The sequence below is a fragment of the Methylophilaceae bacterium genome (assembly GCA_018398995.1).
In the GTDB taxonomy this organism is placed as follows: domain Bacteria; phylum Pseudomonadota; class Gammaproteobacteria; order Burkholderiales; family Methylophilaceae.
On the sequence record CP073759.1, the window covers coordinates 1047341 to 1064452 of the forward strand.

General features: G+C 39.9%; 17 protein-coding genes and 1 pseudogene. 8 read left to right on the forward strand and 10 right to left on the reverse strand.

Going from position 1 to position 17112, the window contains the following annotated elements:
• Positions 1 to 293: 293 nt before the first annotated feature.
• From gyrB to dnaA, 3 genes are all read right to left on the reverse strand, one after another.
• On the reverse strand, positions 294 to 2702 hold the full coding sequence (gyrB, locus tag KFB94_05430) for a DNA topoisomerase (ATP-hydrolyzing) subunit B (GenBank protein ID QVL44758.1): 2409 nt from the start codon (positions 2700 to 2702) through the stop codon (positions 294 to 296).
• A gap of 44 nt (positions 2703 to 2746) precedes the next feature.
• The gene (locus tag KFB94_05435; GenBank protein ID QVL44759.1) at positions 2747 to 3841 is read right to left on the reverse strand and encodes a DNA polymerase III subunit beta; all 1095 of its coding nucleotides are present in this window, start codon (positions 3839 to 3841) and stop codon (positions 2747 to 2749) included.
• A 247-nt stretch (positions 3842 to 4088) separates the two neighbouring features.
• Entirely contained in the window at positions 4089 to 5513 is a 1425-nt protein-coding gene (gene dnaA, locus KFB94_05440) for a chromosomal replication initiator protein DnaA (protein ID QVL46581.1), read from the reverse strand.
• A gap of 214 nt (positions 5514 to 5727) precedes the next feature.
• Here dnaA and rpmH point away from each other — a divergent pair, with 214 nt between their 5' ends.
• The 5 genes from rpmH (at position 5728) to mnmE (ending at position 9588) form a co-directional block, all read left to right on the forward strand.
• The gene (gene rpmH / locus KFB94_05445) at positions 5728 to 5862 is read left to right on the forward strand and encodes a 50S ribosomal protein L34 (GenBank protein ID QVL44760.1); all 135 of its coding nucleotides are present in this window, start codon (positions 5728 to 5730) and stop codon (positions 5860 to 5862) included.
• A gap of 82 nt (positions 5863 to 5944) precedes the next feature.
• Positions 5945 to 6319, forward strand: coding sequence for a ribonuclease P protein component (gene rnpA / locus KFB94_05450; GenBank protein QVL44761.1), 375 nt, complete (start codon positions 5945 to 5947; stop codon positions 6317 to 6319).
• Positions 6320 to 6341: 22 nt separating this feature from the next.
• The gene (gene yidD / locus KFB94_05455) at positions 6342 to 6551 is read left to right on the forward strand and encodes a membrane protein insertion efficiency factor YidD (GenBank protein QVL44762.1); all 210 of its coding nucleotides are present in this window, start codon (positions 6342 to 6344) and stop codon (positions 6549 to 6551) included.
• Positions 6552 to 6605: 54 nt separating this feature from the next.
• A complete protein-coding gene (gene yidC, locus KFB94_05460; GenBank protein QVL44763.1) occupies positions 6606 to 8252 on the forward strand; it encodes a membrane protein insertase YidC in 1647 nt (548 codons plus the stop codon).
• Positions 8239 to 9588 carry a tRNA uridine-5-carboxymethylaminomethyl(34) synthesis GTPase MnmE gene (gene mnmE, locus KFB94_05465; GenBank protein QVL44764.1) on the forward strand — a complete coding sequence of 450 codons (1350 nt, stop codon included), beginning with the start codon at positions 8239 to 8241 and terminating at the stop codon, positions 9586 to 9588. Before yidC ends, mnmE begins: the two co-directional genes overlap by 14 nt.
• 37 nt (positions 9589 to 9625) lie before the next feature.
• Here the strand turns inward: mnmE and KFB94_05470 are convergent, their stop codons facing one another.
• From KFB94_05470 to KFB94_05500, 7 genes and pseudogenes are all read right to left on the reverse strand, one after another.
• A complete protein-coding gene (locus tag KFB94_05470; protein QVL44765.1) occupies positions 9626 to 10246 on the reverse strand; it encodes a cytochrome b/b6 domain-containing protein in 621 nt (206 codons plus the stop codon).
• Positions 10247 to 10256: 10 nt separating this feature from the next.
• Entirely contained in the window at positions 10257 to 10685 is a 429-nt protein-coding gene (locus tag KFB94_05475; GenBank protein QVL44766.1) for a DUF1924 domain-containing protein, read from the reverse strand.
• A 347-nt stretch (positions 10686 to 11032) separates the two neighbouring features.
• Positions 11033 to 11359, reverse strand: a pseudogene (locus tag KFB94_05480) (DUF2853 family protein).
• A 177-nt stretch (positions 11360 to 11536) separates the two neighbouring features.
• Positions 11537 to 11791, reverse strand: coding sequence for a hypothetical protein (locus tag KFB94_05485; GenBank protein QVL44767.1), 255 nt, complete (start codon positions 11789 to 11791; stop codon positions 11537 to 11539).
• An 87-nt stretch (positions 11792 to 11878) separates the two neighbouring features.
• A complete protein-coding gene (locus KFB94_05490) occupies positions 11879 to 12682 on the reverse strand; it encodes a hypothetical protein (protein ID QVL44768.1) in 804 nt (267 codons plus the stop codon).
• The gene (locus KFB94_05495) at positions 12676 to 13203 is read right to left on the reverse strand and encodes a hypothetical protein (protein ID QVL44769.1); all 528 of its coding nucleotides are present in this window, start codon (positions 13201 to 13203) and stop codon (positions 12676 to 12678) included. The genes KFB94_05490 and KFB94_05495 overlap by 7 nt, the downstream gene beginning before the upstream one ends.
• Positions 13181 to 13528 (reverse strand): hypothetical protein, encoded by a 348-nt coding sequence (locus KFB94_05500; GenBank protein ID QVL44770.1) that lies wholly within the window; start codon positions 13526 to 13528, stop codon positions 13181 to 13183. Before KFB94_05500 ends, KFB94_05495 begins: the two co-directional genes overlap by 23 nt.
• 256 nt (positions 13529 to 13784) lie before the next feature.
• Here KFB94_05500 and mnmG point away from each other — a divergent pair, with 256 nt between their 5' ends.
• The 3 genes from mnmG to KFB94_05515 are packed head-to-tail and all read left to right on the forward strand — an operon-like array spanning position 13785 to position 17102.
• The gene (gene mnmG, locus KFB94_05505) at positions 13785 to 15689 is read left to right on the forward strand and encodes a tRNA uridine-5-carboxymethylaminomethyl(34) synthesis enzyme MnmG (protein QVL44771.1); all 1905 of its coding nucleotides are present in this window, start codon (positions 13785 to 13787) and stop codon (positions 15687 to 15689) included.
• The gene (gene rsmG / locus KFB94_05510) at positions 15686 to 16303 is read left to right on the forward strand and encodes a 16S rRNA (guanine(527)-N(7))-methyltransferase RsmG (GenBank protein QVL44772.1); all 618 of its coding nucleotides are present in this window, start codon (positions 15686 to 15688) and stop codon (positions 16301 to 16303) included. Before mnmG ends, rsmG begins: the two co-directional genes overlap by 4 nt.
• A gap of 19 nt (positions 16304 to 16322) precedes the next feature.
• Complete coding sequence (locus KFB94_05515; protein QVL44773.1) at positions 16323 to 17102, forward strand: ParA family protein; 780 nt, start codon at positions 16323 to 16325, stop codon at positions 17100 to 17102.
• Positions 17103 to 17112 lie beyond the last annotated feature (10 nt).

The window sequence follows — 17112 nt, forward strand, 5'->3', positions numbered from 1 at the left end:
ATGTTGATACAATTCTAAATCAAAAAAACAGCTCTGTAACTTAGATAATTATTATCATTTAATTCAATTACTTACATTATTTATTGTATTTAAGCTACAGTCCTAACCTATAAAAATTAAATACAGCCATAATAATTTTTGAGTTGCACTCCTAGATACTTATCGCTAAAAAGCTATTAGTAATTACAACAATTTTTCACTTATCAAATATATATCATTCTTATTTGATAGGTTTGCAAAATACAAAAGCCCCGGAGGGCTTTTGTAATTAAACTCTTAAATAGCTACACATGTTAAATATCCAACGACCCCACATTTAAGGCATTATTTTCAATAAACGCTCTTCTTGGCTCTACATTGTCACCCATGAGTGTGCTGAAAATTTCATCGGCTGCAATGGCGTCGTCAATTTGCACTTTGAGCAAGCGGCGGACTTTTGGATCCATGGTGGTTTCCCATAGTTGTTCTGGGTTCATTTCGCCTAGGCCTTTGTAGCGCTGTACGTTTAGATTGTGTTTTGCTTCGCTTAATAGCCAGTCTAACGCTTGTTTAAAGTTGGCTACGTTATTTTCTTTTTCGCCACGTTTGATAATGGCGCCTGGGCCGATTAAGCCATCTAGCATGGTGTACATGCGGTTGATTTGTTTGTAGTCGCCGCTGCCAACAAACTCGGCATCGATTACGCAGCTTTGTAAGTTGCCATGTACATATTTATTGATTTCTAGGCGATAGGCGCTTTCTTCTTCATCAAAAGCGACGATGACTTCTGAGCCAACGGCGCCTAAGATGGGGCGTAATTTTTCGGCGACGGCATTCACACTGGCTTCTGTGCTTAAATCAACATGGCCGACTTCTTGAATGGCGCGCAATACGCTTTCGTCATATAGTCTTGCAATACGGCGGATAACCGCTTCTGTTAATACCATTTGTTTGGCGATGTTATTAAGCGTGTCATCTTTTAAGGTTTCGCCACCTGTTTTGGTGAGCAGTTCTGCATCTTTTAACGCAGAGCCCAGTAGATATTCATCTAGTTCTTGGTCGTCTTTAATATAGCGCTCGTCACGGCCTTGTTTGATTTTATACAAAGGAGGTTGTGCGATATAAATGTGGCCACGTTCGACTAATTCGGTCATTTGACGATAGAAGAAAGTGAGTAATAAAGTACGGATGTGCGATCCATCGACGTCAGCATCGGTCATGATGATGATGCGGTGGTAGCGTAGTTTTTCGACATTAAAATCGGCTTTGCCGATGTTGGTGCCTAACGCGGTAATCATGGTGGCAATTTCTTGCGAACCTAATAACTTATCAAATCGTGCTTTTTCGACGTTTAAAATTTTACCTTTAAGTGGCAAAATCGCTTGGTTTTTGCGGTCGCGCCCTTGTTTGGCAGAGCCGCCCGCAGAGTCACCCTCGACCAGATATATTTCACATAAGCTTGGGTCTTTTTCTTGGCAATCGGCTAATTTTCCAGGTAAACCCATGCTATCCATTACGCCTTTACGGCGGGTAATTTCACGTGCTTTTCTGGCGGCTTCGCGCGCACGCGCGGCATCGACAATTTTGCCGCAAATAATTTTGGCATCGATTGGATTTTCTTCTAAAAATTCGGTTAGCTTGGCGCCAACCACTTCAGAGACAACGGGTTGCACCTCACTAGAAACCAGCTTATCTTTGGTTTGTGATGAGAATTTTGGGTCTGGCACTTTTACTGATAATACACAGGTGATGCCTTCGCGCATATCGTCGCCTGTGGTGGTGACTTTGGCTTTTTTGGCGGTATCTGTTTGCTCAATATATTGATTAAGCGTGCGCGTCATGGCGGTGCGCAAGCCTGTTAAATGCGTTCCACCATCGCGTTGCGGTATATTATTGGTAAAACATTGCACGGTTTCGGAATATGAGTCGTTCCATTGCATAGATACTTCAACCGTCATGCCATCTTTTTCGCCTGATGCATAAAATATTTTCGGATGGAGTACGTTTTTAGAACGGTTCATGTATTCCACAAACCCTTGAATGCCGCCAGAGTGAGCAAAATTTTCTGACTTTCCATTTGGGCGCTGATCAATCAACTCAATTTTGACACCATTATTTAAAAAGGAAAGCTCACGTATGCGTTTGGCTAATATTTCAAAATGAAACTCGACTAAAACAAAGGTTTCTACTGAGGCTAAAAAGTGAACTTCTGTGCCTTTTTTTTCTGTTTTTCCGGTCATTTTTAGCGGTGCTTGTGGCACGCCACGTTTAAATTCCATTTGATGTACTTCGCCATTGCGATAGATTTTCAAACGTAACCAATCAGATAGCGCGTTAACCACCGAAACACCCACGCCGTGTAAGCCACCAGACACTTTGTATGAGTTTTGATCAAACTTACCACCAGCGTGCAGCTCGGTCATGACAATTTCTGCTGCAGAGCGTTTTGGCTCGTGTTTGTCATCTGGTTTAATGTCGGTTGGAATGCCGCGGCCGTTATCACTCACGCTCACAGAATTATCTGGGTGAATGATGACTTTAATATCGTTACAGTGGCCTGCTAATGCTTCATCAATGGCGTTATCTAACACCTCAAATACCATATGGTGTAAACCTGATCCATCTGAAGTATCGCCAATATACATACCTGGTCTTTTACGAACGGCATCTAGCCCTTCTAAAATTTTAATACTGGATGAATCGTAACCTTCTTCTTTAGCCATAATTTTTCGCTTCTGTTGTTTTCTATCAATAATGTGGGTGTTATTTAAATACGCATTGGCATGACGACATATTTGTAATCATTGTCTTCTGGTATTGTGATTAAGCAGCTGCTATTGGCATCTGCGAATGAGAAATTAATATTTTCTTGTTGTGTATTATTCAGCACATCAATCAAGTATGTCACATTAAAGCCAATATCTAAACTATCTTGCTTATAACTAATTTCTAGTTCTTCTTCTGCTTCTTCTTGCTCAGTATTGGTGCTGATGAGTTTGATATTATCTTCGCTTAATACCATACGAATGCCGCGATATTTCTCATTGGATAAAATGGAAGCGCGTTGCATCGCTGTTAAGATGGCTTGGCGATTAGCGGTAAACGTGTTGGTATGTGCAGTTGGAATAACGCGATGATAATCAGGGAATTTTCCATCAATCACTTTAGAGATTAAACGCATATCACCAAAAGCAAAATTCACTTGGCCTGTTGCGATTTCAATCATCACTTCTTCATCGTTATCTTCTAGTAATTTAATCAGTTCTATGACCGTTTTTCGCGGCAAAATAACATCGGCTTTTTCATATGTTTTATTTAGAGTTGCAGAAGTAAAGCTTAAGCGATGGCCATCTGTACCCACTAAATTCAGCTTATTTTCGTTTACTTCTAATAACAAACCATTTAGATAATAGCGAATATCTTGTTGTGCCATGGCAAACTCTACTTGTTTGAGCAGGCGTTTTAACTGGATTTGTGGCAATTGAATTTGGATAGCATCGCCATTTGTTTTTGTCATTACTGGATAATCTGCGGCTGGTAATGTTTGTAAATTAAAGCGGCTTTTGCCTGCTTTAACCGTCATGCGACTATCTTTACTCATCAAATCTATATCAATGCCTTCTGGCAAAGAGCGACAGATATCTAAGAATTTTTTTGACGATATTGTGGTGGATAGCGTTTCTTGCAGCGCAGCTTTTATTGTCAATGAAATTTGCATTTCTAAATCGGTTGTTGTGAGTTGTATGCTGTTATCTTTTGCTTCCAACAACAAATTAGAAAGGATAGGTAGCGTATGGCGACGCTCAACTATGCCTGTGACATTGCTTAATGGTTTTAATAAAACCTCTCTATTTATTTTCATCGTTGTGCCTAATTATGTATTTAATATATATATAAAACTAATAGTAATAGTAATGTCTTTTTTTTCTGTGCATTATCTTCATTATCTAATTAAATCATTCAGTTAATACCATTTAAAGCCTGTTTAAAACCTTGTTTGTTGCTGTGGATTAAATGTGTATGCATTTTGCTTTTTACTAAAGTGCTGTTTTACACAACTTTTATCCACACCTTTTTCTAGCTGATTATCCACACCCGTTTTATGCCGATTAATCACGTATGACTTGGGTTAAAAAACCAATATCACGCGCGATATTTTGATCATTCAATCTTAATTGTTCAATCTCTTCACAAGCATGCATCACAGTTGTGTGATGACGATTACCAAAAGCTTCACCTATTTCAGGAAAGCTATGATTGGTTAACTCTCTCGCTAACGACATAGCCACCTGTCTTGGCCTGGACACATTTCGTGATCGCTTTTTACTATGCATTTCGGCCACTTTTATTTTGTAATAATCTGCCACTGTTTTTTGTATATTTTCAATGGTGATTTGGCGGCCGCGAACAGCAATTAAATCACGTAATGCATCTTTTGCTAAATGGATGTCCATGGCTTTGCCAGTAAACTTAGCCATTGCAACGATACGGTTAAGTGCACCTTCTAGCTCACGGACACTAGAGCGTATTTGTTTTGCCACAAAAAACGCTACATCTTCATCAAGATTGATTTTAGACTCTTCTGCTTTTTTAAGCAAAATTGCCACGCGCATTTCTAGCTCTGGCGGCTCAATCGCTACCGTTAATCCCCAGCTAAACCGGGTACGTAATCGCTCATCAACATCGGTAATTTCTTTTGGATAAGTATCACAAGTAATGACAATCTGCTTTTTTTCTTCGATTAAGGTATTAAAAGCATAAAAGAATTCTTCTTGCGTACGTGTTTTTTTGCCAAAGAACTGAATATCATCAATAAGCAATAAGTCTAAAGAATGGTATTGCTTTTTAAAAGCATCAAACGCTTTGTTTTCATAGGCTTTTACAACATCAGACACATAACGTTCGGCATGTAAATAACGAATTTTTGCCTCGGGATTTTGCTCCTTAAGTCGATTACCAATGGCTTGTAGTAAGTGGGTTTTACCCAACCCAACCCCACCATAGATAAAAAGCGGGTTATAAGCTTGACCCGCATTTTCGGCAACTTGTATGGCCGCAGCACGCGCCAACTGATTGGCGCGACCAGTGACATAATTATTGAAATTAAAAGCCGGGTTTAAGCCAGTCACTACTTCACTTTTATTCACTGCTTTTTTGTTATTAACACTGGTTTTGTTAATTTCGGCCTGAGTTGACCCGTTTCGGTTTTCTTTTCTTGTGTATTGCTCTACATTAGATTGCGCGCTTTGACGGTTTGCAGATGAAGGATTGTTTTTAGCTTGTGCAGTAGAAGCGGGTTTATTGCTGGTGGTGATTTGAATGGAAATGATTTCTGAAAACAACTCTTCGGCTATTTGTTCAATCTTACTCAAAAAACGATCTTTTACCCATTGCTGCACGAATTTATTAGGCGCAACAACAATAAAGCTATTATCTGTTATTTCAGTTTTAAGCGGTTTAATCCAAGTATTAAATTGTTGTGCGGACAGCTCTTGCTCAAAACGGCTAAGGCAGGCAGGCCAAAATTTTTTCATCGGTTTACCAATACCCCAGTTAATTAATGGTTGAAGAAAAGACGACGTTGGCGTTTTGAATTTTTTTGCCAAATACTAGCTAATGATTTTAACCTGTTTAGTACGACTTATCCACAGGCAATTACATTTTTATTTTAGCGAAATAGCGATTGACAAGATAGTGAGTTATCGGGTTTAATGGAGGGCTTTGTAGCATTCGCAATTGGAGATTTAAATGAAACGTACTTATCAACCGTCTAAAACACGCCGCGCACGTACGCACGGGTTCTTAGTACGCATGAAAACAAAAGGTGGTCGTAAAATTATTGCGGCGCGCCGTGCAAGAGGCCGTAAACGTCTAGGTCTATAATTTTAGCACGTTGTTTGTGTTAAACTTGCCCAGTACCAAATACAGCTGGCAAGATTAAAAGCCAGTAATATCTAAGCCAGCAATGCCTAAACGAGTAATAACGAAGTTGGTTATGATTAGAAAAACGGATGAATTTTCATCCGTTTTTAGTTTTAGAAAACGATTCTCAACTGATTTTCTCGTGGTACATTACCAACCTAACGCCGCATTTGAAACCAAGGTTGGTTTTGTTGTTGCAAAAAAAGTTGCTAAATTAGCCGTTGATAGAAACTATATGCGCCGTGTGTTACGCGAGTTATGTCGTCAACAGTTACACGTGTTAACTGGTGTTAATATTGTGATACAGGTAAGAAAACCGTTTAAAAATCGCGATTTCTTATTATTGAAACAAGAGCTTGCTATGCTATTTGATAAAATACAGCATAAACTAATGCACAAAACAGTAGAAAATGAGTGAGGCATAATACATTGTGTTGATAATGCGTAAACTTTTTATTGGTTTGATTAGAATCTATCAGTTATGTTTAAGCCCTTTTTTAGGTGCCAATTGTCGCTTTTATCCAAGTTGTTCTGCCTATGCTATTGAGGCAATAAACAAGCATGGCGCAATGAAAGGTAGTTATCTTGCGATATTAAGATTGGGTCGTTGTCATCCTTGGTGTGATGGTGGACATGATCCAGTGCCTTAATGGTTATTAACCGTTTTTTTGAACCGTCAATTTTATAAAGAATAAAGAGTTGTAATGGATACCAAACGTTTAGTTTTATTTGTTGTATTTTCATTTTCTATCATGATGTTGTGGGATGCTTGGCAAGTTAAAGATCGTCCTATTAATGCTGATAACACAGCGAGCGAAACATCAACTGCGGCCGAAACCAGTGCAGATGTTATTCCAGCCGCCTCATCACAGGCTGTTGTTACAGCAGATAGCAATCAAACCCAAGTATCTGGTGAGCGGATTAAAGTCAGTACAGATTTATACCAAGCAGAAATTAGTACGCTTGGAGGCGATATACGTCATTTAACACTCAATAAGCATCGTGCGGATGGTAAGGAACAAGGACGTTTTGTTTTAATGGATGATGCTGCTAAACCGATGTTTTACGTTGCGCAAAGTGGCTTAATTGGTAAAGATCTACCTAATCATAAAACGTTATTTACTGCAGAAAAAAGTCGCTATGTGATGGCAAGTGGTTCAAATACCCTTCAAGTAGTGCTGTCTTGGTTGGGTAATGATGGTACCAAGGTTGAAAAAATATATACGTTTCATCGTGATCGCTACGAAATTGATCTAACGCATCGTATAAATAACGCGATTGGCGGTGAAGTGGCGCCATCAGTTTATTATCAAATTACGCACGATAGTGAGTCGAATCAAGGCTCAACTTTTATGCCAACCTTTACTGGTGGTGCTTATTACACGGATGCAGATAAGTTTAAGAAAATTAAGTTTTCTGAAATGGCAGACCGAAATTTATCACTAAAAACAAAAGATGGTTGGATTGGTGTGATTCAACACTACTTTGCTAGTGCTTGGATTCCTAAAGCGGGAACGTCACAAGAGTTTTATACAAAACAATTAACCGATAATTTATATGCAGTTGGTGTTGTTAACCCGATTGGTAAGATTGCACCCGCTGCTACCAATGAGATAAGCGCAACATTATTTTCAGGCCCACAAACTGAAGCTGATTTAGAAGCGGCTGCGCCTGGTTTAGAGTACGCAGTTGATTATGGTTGGCTCACTATCATTGCTAAACCATTATTTTGGTTACTTTCAAATATCCATGGATTTATTGGTAACTGGGGTGTTGCCATTATTGTGCTGACTATTTTGCTGAAAGCGGCTTTCTTTAAGTTATCTGCCACTAGTTATCGTAGCATGGCGCACATGCGTGAAATGGCGCCGCGCATGCAAAGCTTGAAAGAAAAGTTTGGTGATGATAAGCAGAAACTGCAACAAGCGATGATGGAAATGTATCGCAAAGAGAAAATTAATCCTTTAAGCGGCTGTTTGCCTATTTTGGTGCAAATCCCTGTTTTTATTGCGCTTTATTGGGTGCTGTTAGGTTCTGTTGAGTTGCGTCATGCACCATTTTTTGGTTGGATTACTGATTTATCTGCAAAAGACCCTTATTACATTTTGCCGATTTTAATGGGTGCTTCTATGATTGTGCAGACGTATTTAAATCCTGCACCTGCTGATCCACTGCAAGCAAAAATAATGAAAATAATGCCTGTTGTGTTTAGTATATTTTTCTTCTTTTTCCCGGCTGGTTTGGTTTTATATTGGTTGGTTAATAACATTTTATCGATTGCACAGCAGTGGTATATCAATAAAACCATTCATGCTGAAACATTAGCCAAAAAAGGCAGTGGTAAACGTTAATTCACAAGACACAATTGCCGCGATTGCCACAGCAAGTGGCGCTGGCGGCATTGGTATAGTCCGTGTTTCTGGTGCCTTATGTGCTGAGATTGCTACTCACATTCTGGGACACTGTCCTTCACCGCGCTATGCGGCTTACCTCGACTTTAAACAAGCAGATGGTGAGTTGATTGATCGTGGTATTGCCATTTATTACAATGCACCACACTCCTACACTGGTGAGGATGTCTTAGAGCTTCAAGGACATGGTGGCACCGCACTGATGCAAATTTTACTTGCCCGCTGTATTGATCTGGGCGCGCGTCAAGCAACACCTGGTGAGTTTACGAGGCGTGCCTATCTCAATGATAAACTTGATTTGGCACAAGCTGAGGCGGTTGCCGATGTGATTAATGCAGCAACAGCAGAAGCGGCAAAAAGTGCAGTGCGTTCTCTTTCAGGTGAGTTTTCACAGACGATTCACGCCTTCTTAAGTGAGTTAATTAATTTGCGCTTATTTGTTGAGGCTTGTTTGGATTTTCCGGAAGAAGAAATCGATTTTATAACGCAAGGACGCGTTGCTGAAAAAATAGCCAACAATCAACAGGTATTAGAAACTATTTTTAGCAAAGCAAAACAAGGTGTCTTGTTGCGTGATGGTGTCAACATCGTTTTAATTGGTCAGCCCAATGTTGGTAAATCTAGTTTAATGAATGCGCTATCTGGAGAAGAGGTGGCGATTGTGACATCAATTGCAGGTACTACAAGAGACGCCATTAAAAGTGAAATTCAAATTAATGGTGTGCCCTTACATATCATTGATACGGCCGGGCTTCGTGATACCGATGACGAGGTAGAAAAAATTGGGATTGCCCGTACATATCAAGCGACAGAAACGGCACACATCGCATTATTATTGGTTGATGTTGCTCATGGTATTGGCGCACAAGAAAAGTTGATTATAGAGCGCTTACCGCAAGAAATTAGCAAAATATGGGTGCATAATAAAATTGATGTCTCTAATGAGCAGCCGCAAGTTGTGGAAATTGATGATGCCTCACATATTTACTTATCAGCTAAAACAGGCCAAGGCTTGGATCTATTAAAAAGTCATTTGTTATCACTGGTTGGCTACCGGCAAAATGCGGAAGGTGTTTTTATGGCACGGGCGAGACATTTAGCAGCATTGGATCAAGTGAAGCTACATTTAGAACAAGCGAGTAAGCAAATTCATTTTCCTGAATTAGTAGCAGAAGAATTACGGTTAGCACAAGAGTCATTAAGTAGTATTACTGGCGAATTTACCCCTGATGATTTACTCGGTGAGATTTTTTCAAAATTTTGTATCGGTAAATAACACGTTCATTACAAGGCGCATATAGCGCCTAAGTGGTTCAATGTGATTGTTTGGTTGCCTGCATTTTTTTATAGGCTAACTCATGCTTAGCTTGTAATAATTGTTTCTTTTGTTTAGGTTTAATTTTACAGACACGCTTACAGCCGGTAATCATAGCAAGGATGAGGTTATCACGATGTAGGACACTTTCAGTAAGTACACCGATAACATGACCACCAACCAATATCAGCCATCCCCAAGTTGCATAATGGTGAATTGTTTTATAGGCATCTATATACGCGTCACCAAATATCAACCCATCTTCAAACACTAAAATACCAGAGCCAACAGCAATTAATCCAATGCCAAGCATGGCATAAATTACCAATGCGCCGGTTGGATTGTGCCCAACATAATGTTTTGCATTGCCTTGAATGAGTTTATACAAATATTTTGCTGCCCAGATAATATTGGGCGGAAAAGTCTTAAAATTGGCATACCCTGTTGCAACCGTACCCCAAATAATACGCGCAATAATGAGTCCACCTGCGACATAACCAGCTTGGATGTGTGTCATTCTATCCCACTCAGAGGCGTGGGTATAAAAGGCTACACCGAAAGCGATGGCAAGCGACCAGTGAAACAGTCTAACAAATGGATCCCATATATAACGTTGCATTGGCTATTTCTTAAGAAGGTGCTTTCTCAGTAAACAAATACTTAATAAAGTTTGCTTTTTCTTGTGCACTACAATCTGCGCCCAAAATGTCGTTACAATGCTCTGTAAATTGCTCTTCAACTTTATCAATTTTTGTGAAGCGTTTAGGGTTTACCATTGGCGACAATGGTTTAATTTCTTTCTTAGTTACAATATGTTTGCCATAGTTTGCTGGGTTTTGTGTATGGCAGGATGCACAAGCTGCTTCATGACCGTTATTTTTAAAGGAACGGTTGAAGAATAATTTACCTTCAATAGCTGAAGGACTGAAATCTTTATCAACCAATTGAGCTGAAGCAGTATATTTATCCATTAACGTCTGTGCGTTAATAACATCTGCGTGTGCGTTTATAACGGTAAAGCTTAGTAAGCTTGCAATGATTAATGTCGTTTTTTTCATTTCATATTCCCTATAGATAGATTGAACAATTCAAGTGCATTCTAATCTCTGAGTGTTAAGTATTTATTTCTAAAGTGTAAGGTCTGTGTATCATTTTTATAGTTTAGCTGTTACAGATTTACAAAATAGCACCGCTCATCAGACTTACCTCACCCGTCATTTGGGCTAGTTTAATTTGTTACACTAGTTGATATGAGGTGTGTTTCTCGCAATTACTCTTCCTACTAACCTGTGTTTACGGTTAAATGACATTGTTGATTGATGATTTTTTATTAAAAAAACTCATAAAAAAACCCCTAGTAGCATTACTAGGGGTTAAAAATTAAAACCTATTTAAATTGTTTTAATTAAGCAAATACACCTAACTTATTATATTTTTCTGCAAGTAGATAATAAAATACCACACGATTTTTCATACGTTCTTCTTGCATGGTGACACATACAGCATCAATTGCTGGATCTAGCTCGGTGTTAGAGAGTGTGAGTGCTAGCTTTTTCTTCAGAAAGTTTTCACGCACAGTTTCTTTTTCGCTCGCATCACCACAAGATACAAATTTAGCATCTTTATTAGACATGACTAACTTGTATGTCGATGCCATTGTTGTTAAAGCGGCCTCGTTGATGTTTGTAGTATATTTTGCAAGTGATGCTTTGTATTAGCTAATATCAGCCATTTTCTTCCCCCTAGTGATTGATGTTAATTAATTTCAAACTGTTTACCGTAAGGTTTAACATAAAACTTACCTCACGCAGCAAGCATAGCCTGAAATCCTTATCTAATCTACGTTTCAGGCTATTATTATAATGCTATCGATGTTTTATTGGCTATTTCGTTTAGCATTTAACAAAAATTAATTAATCAATCTAAGTGCGTTTATTGGACCTGTTATCATTAAATTTGCGCTAATGGGGTTGTTTTGTATGGCGATAGTTGATGCAACAGAGGCTGAAACCTGTTGATCTGATGAAACAGTGGCTTGTCCATATGCTTGTAGTTGTTTGTTTTGCAGGATGAGATTGTTTAATTCAAGACGGCTATTGTTCAGCGAGGCTGTACCAGTCAACGTCACAAAACTGGTGGTGCCGCTAATATGCTGGGTACGCATTGCTTCAGCGATATCGATTGTTTTAAGTGCACCATTTTTTATATTAAAGGTGGCATTCAGTTGCGGAGAATTGCTTAGATAGCCGGCTTAATTTATAGCAAAAGAAAAAGTGCCTTTACCACTTAAAAAACCGTTGATGATGCTATTGAAGCGCAGATCTTTGTCCATTTTATCAATCACCATTTTATCAATGGCGAAGTTGCCTTTTGTTACCAAATCAGGCGATACTAAGTTCGTTTGTAGATCGGCACTGATGCGACCATTGTATAGTTGGCCGACCAAATTAGGAAAAGTCAACATGCTATTGTTAATGGTGCCGCTGCCTTGTAATTTTTTAAAAGTCGGAAAAGGTGCCAGCGGCGCTCGCCAATTGATAGCATCGATTTTAACCATATAGTGAGTATTAACAGCGGTAATGATAAGTTTAATATCCTGTTCTGTTGTGTAAAGCTTGGCCAGACCCATTGTATTAGTATTATTTAGATGAATATCTGCTTGTAGGGATGGCAATGAAAGTCCTGGCACTGATAAATTGAAATCTTCAATAATCAAACGCTCAATAACATAATCTGGGCTGTTCGCGATTGCTTTTTGCCAGTTAGCAACATGAAATAAATCACTTTGTAACATTGATAAACCATCTATCTTAATGGTGCGCATGATATACGGTGTTGTATCTGGTATGGTCAATAGAGCCATCAATTTATTTTTTAGACGCTTGAAATCTGGATAGATACGAATTGATTGGGCATTTGTTGTACTACTATCAGCAATACCAACGCTTTTTAATAACAAATGTGGCTTTGGAAACAACCAAATATGAGCAGATTGGATATTCACTTTCTGTTGTGTTTTATCTAAAACCCTCGCTTCAATTGAATTTGCTAGCATGGGAATGTTGATATAATGTGCGCCAATGACGGTGATACATAACACAACAAAAAACAACTTAAATAGTGTTTAACGCCACTAAATATAGAAACAAAACCTTGTCTAACGCGACTCTCACGCCAAGTTTTATTAGCCAACCGTTGACGTTTTATTCCATCTTCCACTTTTGCGATAGCGGCTAACCTTTTATCTTCTTCTGTTTTGGCCTTGGCCGCAGCTTTTAACTGTGTCCATGCATCTGCCGCACTATTTTTTGTGTGTTGTTCAACTGCAGGCTCCTGCTTTTGGTTTGTTGCAGCCACCTTAGTATCAGCTCGTGTTTTTATTTTGGCCCACTGCTGTTTTTTAGCAATTACTTGGGCTTTTTTTTGCGCTTCAGTTTCAATGTTTAAGCGCGCCACCTCTTCTGCTTTAGCGGCTGTAATTCGTTTGGCTGTTTCTATTGTTTCCAAGCGGTCCTTTTGTTTTCTTGCACGAAGCTCTGCTTGTATCGATTCTTCAGCTGCTTTTTCCCCAATCATTTTGATGATGAATGACGCCATCCGCAAGCGCATCAAACTCATCTAAACTAATTTCATCAACTTGAATGTGACTTGCCCGCGTTATGTTGGATGTGCTTGAAGCCAATGACGCTGAATCAATGACTTTAATAAAGCCACCTTCCAGCAGCCAAGTCATTGCCTCGTGAAATACGGTTTTTTTGACATTATCTAGCTTGGCGAATATTTCCTGTTCGGTTAGATGACCATTGATGATACTGAGTAATTGCCCTGTAGTATCAGGCAACTCTGTGATCAGCGCACTCTCACCCCTAGCGGTTTTTGTATAAATAATATCATTAGCCATAATATTTAAAATGCAAACAAAAGATAGGTAAGCAGATTATCATGCTATAGGCAACAAAGAAATAGGCTTTTGTCGATCTGCTGCGGTTTTTGACGTGATGTTTCACGTGAAACATACCATTTTTGCTTTAATTGTCATCGGCTATTTTTTGTCATTTCACTGTTTCACGTGAAACAGTGAAGTTTCAGTAACGTCAAACAGCAATATACGTTAAAATTCTATTTTCTTTTAAATTGGTTTATATTGCGATTTAGTTATGCAGTTTCCAGATAAATTTGATGTGATTGTTGTTGGTGGTGGTCATGCGGGTACCGAAGCGGCTTTGGCTGCTGCGCGTATGGGGCAAAAAACACTATTGCTAACACACAATATAGAAACCTTAGGTCAAATGTCATGTAATCCTTCGATTGGCGGCATCGGCAAGGGGCATCTTGTTAAAGAGGTTGATGCGCTAGGCGGTGCAATGGCAATGGCAACGGATGAAGGCGGTATTCAATTTCGTATCTTAAACGCTAGTAAGGGGCCGGCGGTTCGCGCAACACGCGCACAAGCGGATCGGATTTTATATAAAGCAGCCATACGCCGCACCTTAGAAAATCAGCCTAATTTGTGGTTATTCCAGCAAGCGGTAGACGATATTACGCTTGAGGGTGATAAGGCTGTTGGTGTGGTAACGCAAATTGGTCTTAAGTTTTCCTCCAAGGCTGTGGTATTAACAGCGGGTACTTTTTTAGGTGGTTTGGTTCATGTGGGCATGCAAAATTATAGTGCTGGACGTGCTGGTGACCCACCTGCCATTTCATTAGCTGCAAGATTGCGTGAAATTGGATTGCCTGCTGGACGCTTAAAAACAGGCACACCACCTCGTATTGATGGTAGAACCATTAATTATGCTGAAATGATTGAACAGCCCGGTGACAATCCACTGCCTGTGTTTTCATTTTTGGGCAATGTGGCGCAACATCCCGCACAGTTATCTTGTTGGATTACCCATACCAGTATAAAAACCCATGACATTATTCGTGGTGGTTTAGATCGTTCGCCTATGTATACTGGGGTAATTGAAGGGGTTGGGCCGCGTTATTGCCCAAGTATAGAAGATAAGATTCATCGCTTTGCAGACAAAGATTCGCATCAAATCTTTATCGAGCCTGAAGGCCTGCATACTAACGAGGTATATCCTAATGGCATCTCAACTAGCTTGCCATTTGATGTGCAGCTCGATTTGGTGCGCTCAATTAAAGGGTTAGAAAATGCACATATCTTACGTCCTGGCTATGCGATTGAATACGACTATTATGATCCACGTGGATTGAAAAGCTCATTAGAAACAAAAGCGATAAATGGTCTATTTTTTGCTGGCCAAATTAATGGGACCACAGGTTACGAAGAGGCGGCGGCACAAGGCTTATTGGCGGGTGCTAATGCGGCGCTGTACGCCCAAGAAAAAGAAAGTTGGTGCCCAGCGCGTGATGAAGCGTATTTGGGTGTGTTGGTGGATGATTTGATTACAACTGGCGTCACTGAGCCATACCGTATGTTTACCAGTCGCGCCGAATATCGTTTGCAATTGCGTGAAGATAATGCTGATATGCGTTTGACTGAAATCGGGCGCAAACTTGGATTGGTCGATGATAACCGTTGGGCGATTTTTAATCGCAAACAAGAGGCAGTTGCTAAAGAACAGCAGCGCTTGAAAAAAACCTTTGTTCAGCCCGCCAATGTTTCACGTGAAACACAGCAAGCTGTGTTGGGTAAAGTATTGGATCATGAATATAGCTTATTTGAGCTGTTACGCCGTCCAGAGGTAAGCTACCAAGGCTTGTTAGATTTGGTGCCTGCTGATGAAGTGCTTTTGGATGATGTAAAAGAGCAGGTAGAAATCGCGGCAAAGTACCAAGGCTATATCGATAGACAAAAAGAGGAAATAGCCAAACAAAAAGACAGTGAACATATTAAACTGGGTGAAGCGATTAATTATGACGAAGTCCATGGGTTGAGCATAGAGGCGCGTCAAAAACTGAAACAACTAAAACCAGAAACACTGGGTCAAGCGGGTCGAATTTCTGGCATTACTCCAGCGACGATTTCTATCCTAATGATTTATATGAAGCGCAAGTGCAAAAAGGAATCCATGCCAACAAATAGTGAAGCGGCATGAGTGATTTAGCTAACAAATTAGCGCATGGCATTACGCTCATGGGTGTGCAGGTTTCTACTGAAATGCAACAAAAGTTGTTGGCTTATCTAACCTTGTTAAATAAATGGAATAAGGTGTATAACTTAACTGCGGTACGTAACCCTTTGGAAATGGTCACGTTACACTTGCTGGATAGTCTGAGTGTGTTGCCATATATCAAAGGTAGGCGTCTGTTAGATGTGGGAAGTGGCGGCGGCTTGCCTGGTATCGTATTGGCGGTTTGTTTGCCAGAACTCCAAGTGACAACAATTGATACCGTCCAGAAGAAAGCTATTTTTATGCGCCAAGTAAAAGGTGAATTAGGCTTGGATAATCTGCAAGTTGTGCATGGGCGGGTCGAGAAGTATGAGGCCCTGCCGTTTGATCTGATTATTTCGCGTGCGTTTTCTGAGCTGAAATTATTTATTGCGTTGACACGGCATTTACTGGATGAAAAGGGGCAGTGGCTCGCAATGAAAGGTGTTTCTCCGCAGGCGGAATTAGAGGCGCTGAAGGTAAAAAGTGGTGCGGTTTATCCATTGTTTGTGGCTGGATTGGAAGCTGAGCGACATTTGGCTGTCATTCAACAATTTTAGCAATTATATTGAAAAAAGAGTGATGAAAATATTAGCAATTACCAATCAAAAAGGCGGTGTTGGAAAAACAACGACTTGTGTGAACTTGGCCGCAAGTTTGGCCGCGAATCAGAAAAAAGTATTGCTAATCGATTTAGATCCGCAGGGGAATGCAACGACTGGTTGCGGAATCGATAAAGCGCGAGTCAAGTTCAGTATTTATCATGTCTTAATCAATAGTAAAACCTTGAAAGAGGTTATTGTGAGGAGTGAAAAATGCGGCTTTGATGTTGCGCCATCAAATCGCGAGCTTGCTGGTGCTGAGGTGGAGTTGGTTAATGAGATTGCACGTGAGACGCGGCTAAAACAAGCACTGAAGCTTGTTGAGACTTATGACTATATTCTATTAGATTGCCCCCCTGCCCTCAATTTGGTCACCGTTAATGCATTAACAGCCGCTAATACAGTGATGATTCCTATGCAATGTGAATACTATGCTTTGGAAGGATTGTCAGATTTGGTGAATACCATTAAGAAAGTGCGAGCGCATCTCAATAGCAAACTAGAGATAGAAGGGTTATTACGTACCATGTTTGATACGCGTAATATGCTGGCACAACAAGTATCAGCACAATTAGAGAATCATTTTGGCGACAAGGTGTATAAAACGGTTATTCCACGCAATATTCGCCTAGCAGAGGCGCCAAGCTATGGTTTACCTGCGTTGATGTATGATAAGTTATCTAAGGGCGCAGTCGCTTATTTAGATTTGGCTGCAGAAATAATTTCTAAAAATAAACCTGTAAAAACAAAGGGTTAATACAATATAG

Bases quoted from the DNA above. Each gene is read 5' to 3' on its own strand.
- gyrB (QVL44758.1), bottom strand. From the start codon at position 2,702: ATGGCTAAAGAAGAAGGTTACGATTCATCCAGTATTAAAATTTTAGAA.
- KFB94_05435 (QVL44759.1), bottom strand. From the start codon at position 3,841: ATGAAAATAAATAGAGAGGTTTTATTAAAACCATTAAGCAATGTCACA.
- dnaA (QVL46581.1), bottom strand. From the start codon at position 5,513: ATGAAAAAATTTTGGCCTGCCTGCCTTAGCCGTTTTGAGCAAGAGCTG.
- rpmH (QVL44760.1), top strand. From the start codon at position 5,728: ATGAAACGTACTTATCAACCGTCTAAAACACGCCGCGCACGTACGCAC.
- rnpA (QVL44761.1), top strand. From the start codon at position 5,945: ATGCCTAAACGAGTAATAACGAAGTTGGTTATGATTAGAAAAACGGAT.
- yidD (QVL44762.1), top strand. From the start codon at position 6,342: ATGCGTAAACTTTTTATTGGTTTGATTAGAATCTATCAGTTATGTTTA.
- yidC (QVL44763.1), top strand. From the start codon at position 6,606: ATGGATACCAAACGTTTAGTTTTATTTGTTGTATTTTCATTTTCTATC.
- KFB94_05470 (QVL44765.1), bottom strand. From the start codon at position 10,246: ATGCAACGTTATATATGGGATCCATTTGTTAGACTGTTTCACTGGTCG.
- KFB94_05475 (QVL44766.1), bottom strand. From the start codon at position 10,685: ATGAAAAAAACGACATTAATCATTGCAAGCTTACTAAGCTTTACCGTT.
- KFB94_05485 (QVL44767.1), bottom strand. From the start codon at position 11,791: ATGCGTACCCAGCATATTAGCGGCACCACCAGTTTTGTGACGTTGACT.
- KFB94_05490 (QVL44768.1), bottom strand. From the start codon at position 12,682: ATGCTAGCAAATTCAATTGAAGCGAGGGTTTTAGATAAAACACAACAG.
- KFB94_05495 (QVL44769.1), bottom strand. From the start codon at position 13,203: ATGATTGGGGAAAAAGCAGCTGAAGAATCGATACAAGCAGAGCTTCGT.
- KFB94_05500 (QVL44770.1), bottom strand. From the start codon at position 13,528: ATGGCTAATGATATTATTTATACAAAAACCGCTAGGGGTGAGAGTGCG.
- mnmG (QVL44771.1), top strand. From the start codon at position 13,785: ATGCAGTTTCCAGATAAATTTGATGTGATTGTTGTTGGTGGTGGTCAT.
- rsmG (QVL44772.1), top strand. From the start codon at position 15,686: ATGAGTGATTTAGCTAACAAATTAGCGCATGGCATTACGCTCATGGGT.